Origin of the sequence: Steroidobacter sp., assembly GCF_016790065.1 — a bacterium.
Classification (GTDB): Bacteria; Pseudomonadota; Gammaproteobacteria; order Steroidobacterales; family Steroidobacteraceae; genus Steroidobacter.
On sequence record NZ_JAEUPY010000581.1, the window covers coordinates 1 to 13,464 of the forward strand.

The following is a 13,464-nucleotide window of genomic DNA, read 5'->3' on the forward strand; positions in this document are numbered from 1 at the left end:
TGGCGCCATTCAACGCCGACGCCACCGGCGAGAACATGTCGATGAAGCGTTTATACCGGCGACCCAGATCGTCCAAGTCCCAACCCATGGAGACCAGATTGGCGCTCGCGGCCTGCGACAGGATGGATCCTCGCATGACGATGAGCTGCCCCGAAGACTGCAACTCATCGAGCCGGGCATTGATGCTCGAGTCCTTGTAGGTCGAATGGGCGAACACGCCCGGCGTGATTTGCCCGAAGCCCAGCCAAAGCAGTTCGTCGCGCAAGTCGTCGCGACGGCTTTTGAGCGAGGGCGGGATGATGGCCATGGTCCACAGCCCGTCCCAGTCCAGTGGAGGCGCGCCGTAGATCCTTTGTGTCGCTTCGGCGAAGCGGGCTCGGCCGTTGGTAGTGAGGCTGTAGAAGCTCGCGCGACCGCTGCGCTCGAAGCTCACCCATTCCTCGTTCGCCAAGCGACCGATGGATGTGCGCACCAGCCGCTCGGTGAGGCCGAAAGGCATCGCGAGCTTGATCAAGCTGGCCAGCGCAATGGTGCCGCCACGAGGCGCGATGGCGTCGCCCAGAATGGTCACCAACAACGAACCGCCTCGCAAAGGCCGCTGCCGCCGAAAGCGAGCGACGAGGGCATTGGTGCGGGTAACGAAAGCCGAGTTCGATTTAGCGGACATGGGCGCGAATGGTAGCGCAGCCGAGGCCCGTGCCGTTGAACGGCGGACATCGACTGCGCCGATGAAGGTCACTCTCCCCGGCGGAGCCGGGGATGAACCGTCCCTGCTTTTCATCTGACACAGAAAAAATTGCCGATAACGTCATTGTGTGTCACATTATCCGAGCTGGAATGAGGGGGCTTTATGTACACGCAAGGTTTGGACTCCCTGGGTGCCGATTGTTTGCACCAGGTCACTGACGCCGCCGCGCTCGAACAGCGCTTTCAAAGCAAGGTGGACGCGGACGAGCGCATCGAGCCCAAGGACTGGATGCCGGACGCTTACCGGCAGACCCTGATTCGCCAGATCTCCCAGCATGCTCATTCCGAAATCGTCGGCATGCTGCCCGAAGGCAACTGGATCACTCGTGCGCCGTCGCTGCGTCGTAAGGCGGTGTTGATCGCCAAGGTGCAGGACGAGGGCGGTCACGGCATGTATCTGTACAGCGCCGCCGAGACGCTGGGCATTTCACGCGACGAATTGTTGGAACAGCTGCTCGCCGGCACCGCCAAGTATTCGAGCATCTTCAATTACCCGACGCCGACGTGGGCCGATGTGGGCGCGATCGGTTGGCTGGTGGATGGCGCCGCCATCATGAATCAGATTCCGATCTGTCGTTGCTCTTACGGCCCGTACGCGCGCGCCATGGTGCGAATCTGTAAGGAAGAAAGTTTCCATCAGCGCCAAGGCTTCGAAATCATGATGACCTTGGCTCGCGGCACACCCGCACAACATCGCATGGCGCAGGACGCCTTCGATCGCTGGTGGTGGCCATCGATCATGATGTTCGGTCCCAGCGACGCAACGTCCAAGCACACGGCTCAGTCCATGCGCTGGAAGATCAAGCGCTTCACCAACGACGAGCTGCGCCAGAAGTTCATCGATATCACTGTGCCGCAGGCCGAGTACCTCGGTCTCAAGGTGCCCGATCCCGACCTGCGTTGGGACGAGGCTACGCAGCACTACATTCACGGCCCGATCGACTGGAAAGAGTTCGAGGAAGTGCTCAAGGGCAACGGCCCGTGCAACCGCGAACGTCTCGAAACCCGTCGCCGTGCCCACGACGATGGTCGTTGGGTTCGTGACGCGGCGTTGGCCTACGCCGAGAAGCAACGCGCACGCGAAGCAACGCAGGCAGCTTGAAGCCCCGTTTGCCTGATCGAAGCCCCGAAAGAGTAGAAACATGAGTCAGCAACGCAAACAGTGGCCGCTGTACGAAGTCTTCATCCGTGCGCGCTCGGGTCTCGAGCACAAGCACGTCGGCAGCATTCACGCAGTCGATGAGCGTCAAGCCATCGAGCATGCACGTGATTTGTACACGCGCCGTCAGGAAGGCGTAAGCATCTGGGTTGTCCGGTCTTCGGATATCACCGCGTCTGATCCCGGTGACGCCGAAGCTTTGTTCGAGCCGGCCAAGGACAAGATCTATCGGCACCCGACGTTCTATTCCATTCCGGATGAGGTGAAGAACCTATGAGCGCCGCGCCTGTAACTGTGGCCGCGTCGGTGGATCTGCGCTTCCGCTATGCCGTGCATCTGGGCGACACCAGCTTGATCCTGGCGCAACGCTTGGGCGAGTGGGTGGGTCACGCGCCGGCGCTCGAAGAAGATCTGGCGTTGGCCAACATCGCGCTGGACCTGATGGGCCAGGCGCGTCACCTGCTCACGTATGCCGGCGAGATTGAAGGCAAGGGGCGCAGTGAAGACGATCTGGCGTTTCTGCGCGATCCGTCGGACTACACCAATCTGTGTTTGGTCGAGCAGCCCAATGTGGATTTCGGCCACACCCTGGTGCGTCAGTTCTTGATCGATGCTTGGCAGCTGGAGTTGTTCGATCGTTTGCAGTCGTCTTCCGAGCCGAAGTTTGCTGAGCTCGCGGCCAAGGCGTTGAAGGAAACTCGCTATCACTTCCGCTTCAGTGCCGGTTGGATGGTGCGTCTGGGTGACGGGACTGAAGAAAGTCACAAGCGTGTGCAGGCCGGCCTGGATGCGTTGTGGAAGTTCACGCCGGAGCTGTTCGCTCCAGGTGCCGTGGACGAGGAGGCTGCGGCCGCAGGGTTAGGACCCAATCCCGCATCGCTGCGTGCGCCGTGGTTAGCTAATGTCGAGCAGGTCCTGCAAGAAGCGACGCTGAAAAAGCCCGCTGACATGACCTATCGCTGGTATGGCAAGCGTCAACAGCACAGCGAGCATCTGAGTCACTTGCTGGCCGAGATGCAGTTCATGCAGCGGGCTTATCCTGGAGCGCAGTGGTAAGCCATGAGTTCGGCGGTCAACAGCGCTGACCGATTCGTCGCTCCTGCCGAGCGCGAGGTGTGGCGCATTCTGGCCGACGTGCCGGATCCGGAAATTCCGGTGATCAGCGTGGTCGAGCTGGGCATCGTTCGGCACGTTCGCATCGCTGACGATGGCGGCGTGACGGTGGGGGTGTCGCCGACCTACACCGGATGTCCTGCGACGGAAGTGATTGCTCGCTCCATTCAGACGCGACTGGAGGCCGAGGGTTATCAGCAGCCGAAGATCGAGTCGGTGCTGTCGCCGCCGTGGACCAGCGACTGGTTGACGGACAGCGGTCGCGAGAAGCTCAAGGAATATGGCATCGCGCCGCCGGCGCACGCGGTGACCAATCCAAAACATTTGTTTCGCGAGCCCAAGGTGGCTTGCCCGCGCTGCTCGTCGACCCAGAGCGTCAAGCTGAGCGAGTTCGCCTCGACGCCTTGCAAGGCGCTGTATCGCTGCTCCAGCTGTCTGGAGCCGTTCGAATATTTCAAGTGCATCTGAACGTGCCAGTTCTGAAATAGTGCCAGTAAACCTATGCTGACTTTTCATCCGCTCAAAGTGGCCGACGTGCGTCCCGAGGGCAGCGACGCGCTGTCCATTTCGTTCGAAGTACCGGAGTCGCTACGTCAGGCGTATCGCTTTCTTCCCGGGCAGCACGTCGGCGTGCGCGCGCAGATTGACGGGCAGGAAGTTCGCCGCACCTATTCGATCTGTAGCGCTGCTGACGATAGTCACTTGCGCATCGGCGTGCGAGTCCACGATAACGGCAGCATGTCGCAGTACTTGGCCAATCAGCTGCGCGCCGGTGATAACGTCGACGTGCTGACGCCGACCGGGCGCTTCTTTGCCGAGCCGCAACCGAGTACCGAGCGTACTTACTGCGCATTCGCCGGCGGCAGCGGCATCACGCCGATTCTGGGCATCGTGCGGAATCTGCTGGCGGCCGAGCCAAACAGCCGCTTCATGCTGTTCTATAGCAATCGCACCACCTCGACGATCATGTTTGCCGAGGAGTTGTTGGCGCTGAAGGATCGCTATCCGACGCGGCTGTCCTTGTACTTCATCCTGAGTCGCGAGCCGCAGGACGTGGAGCTGTTCAACGGCCGACTGGATCGCGACAAAGTGACGTTGCTGAGTAAGGACGTGTTCGATCCGCTGGAGACCGATGCGTTCTTCCTGTGCGGCCCGGGCGACATGATCGACGGCGTGCGCGATACGTTGCTCGGCTTGGGCGTCGACACCGGCCGCATTCACACCGAACGTTTCGCGAGCGACATGCCTGTCAGCACGACGCAGCCATCGCCAGCAGCGGTGCCAGCGAAGCCCAAGCTCGCGGTTGCTCAAGAGGTGGCGCAGATCACGATCACCATGGACGGTCGCCAGCGCACCTTCGCAATGTTGGACGACGACATGACCGTACTCGATGCGGCCGAGCGTGTCGGCATGGAGTTGCCGTATTCCTGTCGCGGCGGTGTGTGCTCCACCTGCCGATGCAAGGTCACGCGCGGCACGGTGGAAATGGAAACCAACTACGCGCTGGAGCCCTGGGAAGTCGAAGCGGGCTTTGTGTTGTGTTGCCAGGCCAAACCGACCAGCGCCGACATCGAAATCACTTACGACGAGCGCTGACATGAGCTACCAAACCATTCTGTTCGAAGTGTCCGGCGGCGTGGCGCGCTTGACGCTGAATCGCGCCGATCGTCTCAACAGCTTCAACGTGCAGATGCATGGCGAAGTGCGGGACGCGCTCTCGACGTTGGCCAGCAACAGCGAAGCTCGAGTGTTGGTGCTCACCGGCGCGGGCCGCGGCTTCTGTGCCGGCCAAGATCTGGGTGACCGAGCGGTCGCGCCGGGCGGGCAAGGCGTCGATCTCGGTGACTCCATCGAGAATTACTACAAGCCATTGGTGCTCGCGTTACGCAATCTGCCGATGCCGGTGATCGCGGCTGTGAATGGCGTGGCAGCTGGTGCCGGAGCAAACATCGCGTTGGCATGCGACTTGGTCATCGCGACTAAGGCGGCCAGCTTCGTGCAGGCGTTTAGCAAATTGGGGTTGGTGCCTGATTCGGGCGGCACCTGGTTTTTGCCGCGACTCGTCGGCAACGCGCGTGCTCTAGGTCTTGCATTGTTGGGCGACAAGTTGCCGGCTGAGCAGGCGGCGCAGTGGGGCCTGATCTGGCGCTGTGTTGAAGACGCTGAGTTCAAGACGACTGTCGATCAGCTCGCGACTCAGTTGGCTGCAGCGCCGACACGTGGACTGGCGCGAACCAAGCAGGCGATCTATGAATCGTGGAGTCATTCGCTGCAACAACAGTTGGACCAGGAGCGCGATTTCCAACGCGAATTGGGCCGCTCGCGGGATTACGCCGAAGGCGTCGCCGCATTCACAGAAAAGCGCACGCCGAAGTTCACCGGCCGCTGAGGGGATTCACATGCAACTACAAAGTTACGTTCAGGGCCGTTGGTTCAGCGGTGAAGGCGAGGCGCAACAGCTGCGCGACGCCACCACAGGCCAGGTGATCGCTGCTGCGTCGTCTTCCGGCATCGATTTCCACGCCACGCTGCGTTATGCGCGTGAGGTCGGCGGTTCGGCGCTCCGCAAGCTGACGTTTCATGAGCGCGCCTCGCTGCTGAAGCAGTTGGCCAAGAAGCTGGGCGAGTACAAAGACGAGTTCTATCAACTCTCGTACGCCACCGGTGCAACCAAGACCGATTCCTGGATCGACATCGATGGTGGCTTCGGCACGCTGTTCGCCTATGCGAGCCGGGGCTCGCGCGAGTTGCCGAACAGCAAGGTCTATATCGATGGCGACGTCGAAGGCCTGTCCAAAGGCGGCACGTTCGTCGGTCAGCACATCTGCGTGCCGCTCGAAGGCGCAGCCGTGCACATCAATGCGTTCAACTTCCCGGTGTGGGGCATGTTGGAAAAGCTGGCGCCGACGTTGCTGGCCGGCGTGCCGGCTATCGTCAAGCCGGCGACCACGACGGCCTATCTGACGGAGCGGGTGGTCAAGCGCATTGCCGAGTCGGGCATTCTGCCGGAAGGCTCATTGCAGTTGATCTGCGGCAGCGTGGGCGATTTGTTCGACCATTTGAACTGCCAGGACGTCGTGTCCTTTACCGGTTCTGCCAGCACGGCACAGAAGCTGCGCACTCACCCCAAGGTAGTCGCGAACTCGGTTCGATTCATCAGCGAGACCGACTCGATCAATAGTTGCGTGCTGGGCGAGGATGCCAAGCTGGGCCAGCCCGAGTTCGATCTGTTCGTACGCGAAGTGACGCGCGAGATGACGACCAAAGCCGGGCAGAAGTGCACGGCGATTCGTAAGGCCATCGTGCCGGCGTCGCACGCTGACGCAGTTGTGGAAGCGCTGAAGGCGTCGCTAGCGAAGGTCGTGGTCGGCGATCCGCGGCTCGAGAACGTTCGCATGGGGCCGCTCGCGGCGTTGTCTCAGCGTCGTGAAGTGCTGGGACGAATCGCTGAGCTGCGCCGTGAGGCTGAGCTGATCACATCCGAACACATCGACCTGGCCGGTGCCGATAGTGAGCGTGGCGCTTTTGTCGCGCCGTCGTTGCTCTATTGCCGCGACCCGCGCAAGGCCAAGGCGCTTCATCACATCGAAGCGTTCGGTCCCGTTGCCACTGTGGTGCCGTATGAATCCACGCAGGAAGCGATTACGTTCGCGCGCCTGGGCGAGGGTAGTTTGGTCGCCTCGGTGTTCTCGCATGACGATGCCATCGCTTCTGAGTTGGTACTGGGACTCGCGCCGTTGCACGGTCGCTTGCTGGTCATCAATCGGGATTGCGCCAAAGAATCGACCGGGCACGGCTCGCCGATGCCGGCACTCGTGCACGGCGGTCCCGGGCGTGCGGGCGGTGGCGAAGAGATGGGTGGCATTCGCGGCGTGATGCATTACATGCAGCGCACAGCGATTCAGGGCAGCCCGCAGACCATTGCGGCGGTGACCGGTCGTTGGACGCGAGGCGCCGTGCAGAAGGATCCGGGCCGTCATCCGTTCCGCAAAGCGTTCCATGAGCTGCAGATCGGCGACAGTCTCAACTCGGCCGAACGCGAAGTGACTCTCGACGACATCGAGAAGTTCGCTGCGTTGTCGGGCGACACGTTTTACGCGCACATGGATGAAGAAGCAGCGGCTCGCAATCCGCTGTTCGGCGGTCGAGTGGCGCACGGCTATTTCCTGGTGTCAGCGGCGGCCGGATTGTTTGTTGATCCGCCGTACGGCCCGGTGCTCGCGAATTACGGCATCGACAAGCTGCGCTTCGTGAAGCCGGTGAAGCCAGGCGACCGCATCAAAGTGCGGCTCACCTGCAAGACCAAGTCACTGCGCGCTGACAAAGGCTATGGCGAAGTGGCTTGGGATACCGAGATCACCAATCAAGCTGGCGAAGTCGTGGCCAGCTACGACGTGCTGACCATGGTCAGCGAGCAGCCGGTGAGCTGACCGCGGGCGCGGTGAAGCGCATTACGCCGTCGTCCACGGCGGCGTAGCGCAGATTCATCAGATCCAGCGCATAGTTCTGATACAAGCGCCACGGCGCCTTCGATCCTTGCATGGGAAACTTGTCGATGGCGCGTTGGACGTAGCCCGACGTGAAGTCGATGAACGGTGTGGCGTCGACTGATGGATCCTCGTTACGCGGCGTACATTGTTTGTAGCCATGCTCATCCATGTGATTGAGCAAGCGGCAGACGTACTCGCACGTCAGATCGCACTTCAAGGTCCACGACGCGTTGGTGTAACCGAATGCCGAAGCCAGATTCGGCACGTCGCTGAGCATCATGCCTTTGTAGCTCATGGCTCGCGCCGGATCGATCGTCTTGCCATCCACCACGAACTGTAAATCGCCCAGCGCCTGCAGATTCAGGCCGGTCGCAGTCACGATCAGATCGGCTTCCAATTCAGCGCCCGAGCGCAACTTGATGCCGCGCTCCGTGAACGTTTCGATGTGATCGGTGGCCACCGACGCCTTGCCTTGCTTCAGCGTCTGAAACAAATCGCCATTGGGCACCAGGCACAGTCGCTGATCCCACGGGTTATAGCTAGGCGTGAAGTGTCGGTCCACATCGCAGGTGCTGCCGATCTCGTCTTTCACTCCCTGCAGAATGCGTTGTTTCATCTTCTCCGGTGAGCGGCGGCACAAGTTGTAGAACAGCATGCCGAGCAGCACGTTCTTCCAGCGAGTGACGGCATAGGCGAACTTGGCCGGGAAATGCCGGCGCAGCCAATTGGCGATGGCATCTTCGGCTGGTCGAGCGACGATGTAAGTCGGCGACCGTTGCAGCATGGTCACGTGAGCCGCGCTCTTGGCGAGCTCGGGCACCAATGTCACAGCAGTCGCGCCGCTGCCGATGACGACTACTCGTTTACCGGCGTAGTCGATGTCGTCGGTCCATTTTTGAGGATGCACGACGCGGCCTTGGAAGCGCTCGGCGCCGGGGAACTGCGGGGTGTAGCCGGCTTCGTAGTTGTAGTAGCCGCTGCACATGAATAGAAAGTTGCAAGTGAAGCGTGCCACCTCGCCTGAGGGGCGCTCGGCTTCCACCGTCCACAGCGCCTCGCTCGACGACCAGGACGCGCGTTTCACCCGATGATTGAACCGGATTTTTTGATCGATTCCGTAATCGCGCGCAGCGTCGCGCACGTACTTGAGGATCGATGGCCCGTCTGCGATGGCCTTGGCCTCGCGCCACGGCCGGAACGAATAGCCCAGCGTATACATGTCCGAATCCGAGCGAATGCCTGGATAGCGGAACAGATCCCAGGTGCCGCCGCTGCAGTCGCGCCCTTCCAGAATGGTGTAGCTCTTTTGCGGGCAGTCGCGTTGCAGGTGATAGCCGGCGCCTATGCCGGACAAACCGGCACCGACCACCAATACGTCGACATGTTCTGACATCCCGGTCGTCATACGGAGGTCCTGCACCGTCATTCGTCGACGGCGGCGTAGTTCAAGGGCAGGGCAGTGGTGTACTTGATGGTTTCCAACGAAAAGCTGGCGCTTACATCCAGGAATGCACAGCCTTCGATCAAGCGTTTATAAACCACATCGTAGGCGTCGATGTCGGGCACGACGATTCTTAACAGGTAATCGACCTCGCCACTGACCCGGTGGATCTCGGTGATCTCGGGAATGTCTCGCACGGTGCGCACGAACTGCTCGAACCAGGCGGCGCTGTGATTCGAGGTTTTGACAGTGACGAACACGGTGGTGCCGACATTCACCGCCTTCGCGTCCAGCAACGCCACGGTGCGCGTAATGACCCCAGCCTCCTGCAAGCGCTGGATCCGGCGCCAACACGGGGCTTTGGACAGCCCGACCCGTTCGGCAATCTCGGCCGCGGTCAGCGCGCCGTCATGCTGGAGCAGGTCGAGAATGTGTCTATCCAGGCGGTCCATGAGCTTCTGAGGGTTTCAAAGCGGTAGCAGCGGGCGGGGTTGAGCAACATTGTTGCGTCCGGCGGCATCCCTGTCCACGATTTCGCAATCGTGTCGCCGGCCGGCTTCGGTAGGCTGGCACACATGAATACGCTGCGCGCCAATCCGTTCACCGAGCATCCTACTGCCGCCGGGGAAACCTATTTCGGCCACTTACGTACGGCGGCTGGTTTCGGGGTGCAGTTAGTGGTCGCGGGGCTGGCGTGCCTGGTGCACGCGCTGTTGCCGTTCTTGTTCGTGCGAACCGGCAGCGACTGTATCTGTCGCTTGTATGAGCGAATGAGCGCCCGTCGAGTCCGCGTCGACAAGGCGCGAGTGGAGGTGGCCTAGTCGCCGATGTGCAGGGCGTTCCGAATGGAACGCAACAGTCCAGACCACCGACTGCCTGCTTTGCTCTCTGCCGGTGTGACTGCAGCCGCGGTTTCCGGCTCGTCCGCCTCGCTGGTGTCATCGGCCAGCGCTTCGTGAGTCAGTAACCCGCATAACTCACAGCCATTCAAGAAGCCGCGAATGTTTGCAATCGGCTGCTGCACCAGGCTGGTCATCTGCTGTGGCGTATACGCGTTGTTGATCAGAATGGACGTGAGGCGCACCTGCCAGGTCTTGTGACCGAGGCGACCGAAGTCCGGCCAGCGTTGCAAACGGAAGCGCGCCATCCGCGGCAGCCACGGCAACAGATCAGTCGTCGTGCCCAGCAAACCGCAGTTCCAGAGTACGTATTGCAGCGAGTGCCGACGGAAGCCGCTCTCGCTGGCCGGCATCGCATCGTTGCCCAGTTCGGTGACTTCGAAACCGGTGCTGACTTGCGCCAGCTCGGTGAGTAACTCAGGCGACAAATCTTCGCTGGCGAACACGCTGGCTTGAGCGGGCAGCACATAAATAGAAACATTGCCGCGGACCAGACGGAACGTGTGCTGACTATTCTTGGCTGCGATGTCGCGCAGGGCATGCGCCAACAGAAAGCCTTCGTTCTGAGTGGCTGCTTCGGCATGCGCGGCGGCCATCAACTGTTGAGTGTTGAGCGACGTGTCCACCCCTTGTGCGGCGAGTGTCGCGTCGAGCATGGAAATGAAGTCGCTGACTCGTAACGGTGCAAACACCGCTGGCGTGTCTTCCATGGGCTGGGCGCCTTGACGCACCAACGAGACGCAGCGGGGCCGGCCGCGTTGGGTGGCTTGCCGGGACACGGCTTGCGCCAGCGTGGATTCGGGTTCGCAAATGGCCAGGTCGGCGCCGGCCTCATCCACATAGGTCCAGGTCGCCGCCGTTTTTCCTTCAACGAGCTGCAGCATCGACTTGACGCGCATTTCATCGCGTATCGATAGGCCAATGGTGGTGAGTGTCAGCCGCCGCCCGGTCATGGCAGTCAAAATCGTCTTGAGCTTAATAGGAACCCGAACCCATTGAGGGTTGTAGTGGAGCGGCGGAAATGTACAACGCGCACGAGGGAAAAATGTGACCGATTGAGGCTTCCGCGCATCGTAGCGACATTTTTTTGCGAGTTGCGCTGATGCGCCAGCGCAGAAAAAAGCCTGCGCCTTGCGTAAGCTTTCATCAGTAAGTATTGATACGCATGCGCGGCGTACTACCGACTATATAAGTCGTGCGTTAATGCAAACTCAACACGAACCAACCAGGGACTCCATAGTGAAAAAATTGCCAGCCGCGACGCTGCTGATGTTCGCCGGTCTCGCCAGCGGTATGCCGGTAGCGCAGGCCAAAGAACAGGAGCAGGGACAACTCTACGGTCTGTTGCGCTCTCGGGATTTGACGCCCTTCGGCTTCTTGCGTCTGGACATGCGGCCGGCGCATGCCATCTCGATCAAGCCGGGCAGCTGGGCCATCGAAACCGAAGTGGGCTATCAGAACACTTGGGCGCTGAGCCCCGATGTGGAGCAGTACTTGACCGGTTTGGAATCTTCCGGCCGCCGCGATCTGGGGCCTGCCGATGCGCAAGCCATTCGCGATTTGCCGGGCGAGAATTATCTGTTGGACATGGAGCTCGCGTTGCTCGACGTGACCTTCCATTACAAGATCTCGGACATCTGGACCGCTTACGTGATCGCCAGCGGCGTGTCGTATCAGGGCGGTTTCCTCGACAGCACCATCGAAGGCTTTCACGACACCTTCGGCTTCAGCACCTTCGGCCGGCCGGCGGTGACCCGTAATCAGGTGAATTTGATTTACGACTTGAAGTCGACCCAGTACACCAGCCTCGGCCGTCCCACCGATGGTGGCTTGCTCGATCCGACCCTCGGCCTGCGTTACACCGGCCTGACCTTGCCGGGCAAGTGGCACCTGGCCACCGAAGTCGCGGTCAAGGTACCGATCTCGGGCCGGCGCGAGCTGTTGTCGACGGGGCGCACCGACTACGGCGTGCAAATGTCGCTACAACGCAAAGGTCAGCACCATGCGTTCTATGTCGATGCCGCTGCGGTGTATTACTCCGGCTCGTCGCAGGTGTCGGAGCAGGAGTCGCAAATCATTCCGACCCTGATCGTGGGTTACGAGCGCATGCTGACGGCACGCACCAATGTGAATCTGCAGGGTTACGTCAGCCCGAGCGTGTACTCGCATCGAGAGACCGATCTCGATGAATTGCTCGGCACCAAGTATCAGGCGAGTCTGGGGGTGCGGCACCGGCGTAACAACGTGCTGTTCACCTTCGCCGTCACCGAAAACCTGCAGAACATCAATAACACGCCGGACATCGGCTTCCAGCTGGGCATTGCCTGGGTGCCGCTGTCCTCGTTGCCGGCCCGCTAACTCCCCGCCAAATCACTAGTTTCGTTGCCTTTAGCCGCCGGCGTCCCGCGACGCCGGCGTTTTTATGGCGGTTCGCCCCTTGTTAGCCCTTGTTAGCTGTGTCCGAGTATGTCAGATTTATAACCAAGATTTGAGTTCGTGTTAGGTTACTGACAGACGGTGCCTGGGCACCCACGAGGAGAAGCGATGGCTGCGACGATCCGGCGGGCGAGTGTGCTACGTCAGGTGGCGATGGCGATGACCTTGCTGACCGCGTCAGTCGGTCATGCGGACGACATCGACGACTTCGTGAACCAGGAAATCGCGCGACAGAAAGTCGTGGGTGCCGCGGTCGGCATCATGCAGCACGGTCAGTTGGTGCGAGCGGCGGGCTATGGCTACGCCAACCTCGAACATCGCGTGCCGGTGCATCCGGACACGATTTTTCAATCCGGCTCGATCGGCAAACAGTTCACCGCGGCGGCAGTGATGCTGCTGGTCGAGGACGGCAAGATCAAACTGGACGAATCCATCCGCACCTATTTGCCCAAGGCGCCCAAGACCTGGCAGCCCATCACCGTGCGCCACATGCTGACGCACACCTCGGGCCTGGCCAACAGCCCCGACTTCGAGCTGCGCAAGGACTACAGCGAAGATGAGCTGTTGGACATCGTTTACAAGGCCAAGCTGGATTTCGTGCCGGGCGAACGCTGGAATTACAGCAACACCGCCTACGCCACTTTGGGCTTCATGATCCACAAAGTCACCGGCGATCAAACTTACGGTGAGGTGTTGAAGAAGCGCGTGTTCGGTCCGCTGCACATGACCACCGCGCAGGTCATCGACGATCGTTCCATCATTCCCAATCGTTCCGCCGGCTACGAGATCGATGGCGATCGCACCGTCAATCAGGAGTGGGTAGCGCCGACCGGCAATTCGACCGCTGACGGTTCGCTATATCTCACCGTGCTCGACTATGCCAAGTGGGACGCTGCGTTACGCGACCGCAAGTTGCTGAAGCCCGAGTCGTGGGCCGAAGTTTATAAACCGGTGCGTTTGAACAGCGGCAAGACCTATCCCTACGGCTTCGGCTGGTCGCTGGAGAAAACGCCGGGCGTGAAGGGCGCGTATCAACATGGCGGCTCGTGGCAGGGGTTCCGCACCTTCTTCATCCGTTATCTGGACGACGAGATTTCGGTCATCGTGTTGACCAACACCAGCTCGGGCAAGCCCGGCGAGATCGCGCGCGGTATCGCTGCCCGCTTCGAGCCGAAGTTG

Annotated in this window: 14 protein-coding genes; 10 read left to right on the forward strand and 4 right to left on the reverse strand. The window is 60.8% G+C overall.

What is annotated here, in order from left to right; translation table 11 throughout:
- A partial coding sequence (locus tag JNL55_RS24070) for a hypothetical protein (protein ID WP_293860163.1) occupies positions 1 to 667 on the reverse strand: 667 nt, incomplete at its 3' end.
- A gap of 183 nt (positions 668 to 850) precedes the next feature.
- Here JNL55_RS24070 and paaA point away from each other — a divergent pair.
- Genes paaA through paaZ form a run of 7 tightly spaced genes read left to right on the forward strand, consistent with a single transcriptional unit; the run spans position 851 to position 7,449 of the window.
- Entirely contained in the window at positions 851 to 1,849 is a 999-nt protein-coding gene (gene paaA, locus JNL55_RS24075; protein ID WP_293860166.1) for a 1,2-phenylacetyl-CoA epoxidase subunit PaaA, read from the forward strand.
- A 40-nt stretch (positions 1,850 to 1,889) separates the two neighbouring features.
- Positions 1,890 to 2,183, forward strand: a complete 294-nt coding sequence (paaB, locus tag JNL55_RS24080; RefSeq protein WP_293860169.1) for a 1,2-phenylacetyl-CoA epoxidase subunit PaaB — start codon at positions 1,890 to 1,892, stop codon at positions 2,181 to 2,183.
- Positions 2,180 to 2,962 (forward strand): 1,2-phenylacetyl-CoA epoxidase subunit PaaC, encoded by a 783-nt coding sequence (paaC, locus tag JNL55_RS24085; protein ID WP_293860172.1) that lies wholly within the window; start codon positions 2,180 to 2,182, stop codon positions 2,960 to 2,962. Before paaB ends, paaC begins: the two co-directional genes overlap by 4 nt.
- 3 nt (positions 2,963 to 2,965) lie before the next feature.
- Positions 2,966 to 3,487, forward strand: a complete 522-nt coding sequence (paaD, locus tag JNL55_RS24090) for a 1,2-phenylacetyl-CoA epoxidase subunit PaaD (RefSeq protein ID WP_293860175.1) — start codon at positions 2,966 to 2,968, stop codon at positions 3,485 to 3,487.
- 33 nt (positions 3,488 to 3,520) lie between these two features.
- Positions 3,521 to 4,615 (forward strand): 1,2-phenylacetyl-CoA epoxidase subunit PaaE, encoded by a 1,095-nt coding sequence (paaE, locus tag JNL55_RS24095; RefSeq protein WP_293860178.1) that lies wholly within the window; start codon positions 3,521 to 3,523, stop codon positions 4,613 to 4,615.
- 1 nt (position 4,616) lies between these two features.
- Positions 4,617 to 5,408: a 2-(1,2-epoxy-1,2-dihydrophenyl)acetyl-CoA isomerase PaaG gene (gene paaG, locus JNL55_RS24100; RefSeq protein ID WP_293860181.1), complete on the forward strand. Its 792-nt coding sequence runs from the start codon at positions 4,617 to 4,619 to the stop codon at positions 5,406 to 5,408.
- A gap of 10 nt (positions 5,409 to 5,418) precedes the next feature.
- Positions 5,419 to 7,449 carry a phenylacetic acid degradation bifunctional protein PaaZ gene (gene paaZ / locus JNL55_RS24105; protein ID WP_293860184.1) on the forward strand — a complete coding sequence of 677 codons (2,031 nt, stop codon included), beginning with the start codon at positions 5,419 to 5,421 and terminating at the stop codon, positions 7,447 to 7,449.
- On the opposite strand, the gene JNL55_RS24110 is transcribed toward paaZ, so the two are convergent.
- Entirely contained in the window at positions 7,427 to 8,902 is a 1,476-nt protein-coding gene (locus tag JNL55_RS24110) for a flavin-containing monooxygenase (protein WP_293860187.1), read from the reverse strand. The genes paaZ and JNL55_RS24110 overlap by 23 nt on opposite strands.
- Before the next feature lie 29 nt (positions 8,903 to 8,931).
- On the reverse strand, positions 8,932 to 9,402 hold the full coding sequence (locus JNL55_RS24115; RefSeq protein ID WP_293860190.1) for an Lrp/AsnC family transcriptional regulator: 471 nt from the start codon (positions 9,400 to 9,402) through the stop codon (positions 8,932 to 8,934).
- Positions 9,403 to 9,525: 123 nt separating this feature from the next.
- Between JNL55_RS24115 and JNL55_RS24120 the strand changes: the two genes are divergently transcribed.
- On the forward strand, positions 9,526 to 9,771 hold the full coding sequence (locus JNL55_RS24120; protein WP_293860193.1) for a DUF6356 family protein: 246 nt from the start codon (positions 9,526 to 9,528) through the stop codon (positions 9,769 to 9,771).
- Here JNL55_RS24120 and JNL55_RS24125 read toward each other — a convergent pair.
- Positions 9,768 to 10,802: a hypothetical protein gene (locus JNL55_RS24125; RefSeq protein WP_293860196.1), complete on the reverse strand. Its 1,035-nt coding sequence runs from the start codon at positions 10,800 to 10,802 to the stop codon at positions 9,768 to 9,770. The two genes, JNL55_RS24120 and JNL55_RS24125, sit on opposite strands and share 4 nt — an antisense overlap.
- Positions 10,803 to 11,088: 286 nt before the next feature.
- Here JNL55_RS24125 and JNL55_RS24130 point away from each other — a divergent pair, with 286 nt between their 5' ends.
- A complete protein-coding gene (locus tag JNL55_RS24130; protein WP_293860199.1) occupies positions 11,089 to 12,207 on the forward strand; it encodes a DUF3187 family protein in 1,119 nt (372 codons plus the stop codon).
- A 186-nt stretch (positions 12,208 to 12,393) separates the two neighbouring features.
- A partial coding sequence (locus JNL55_RS24135) for a serine hydrolase domain-containing protein (protein ID WP_293860202.1) occupies positions 12,394 to 13,464 on the forward strand: 1,071 nt, incomplete at its 3' end.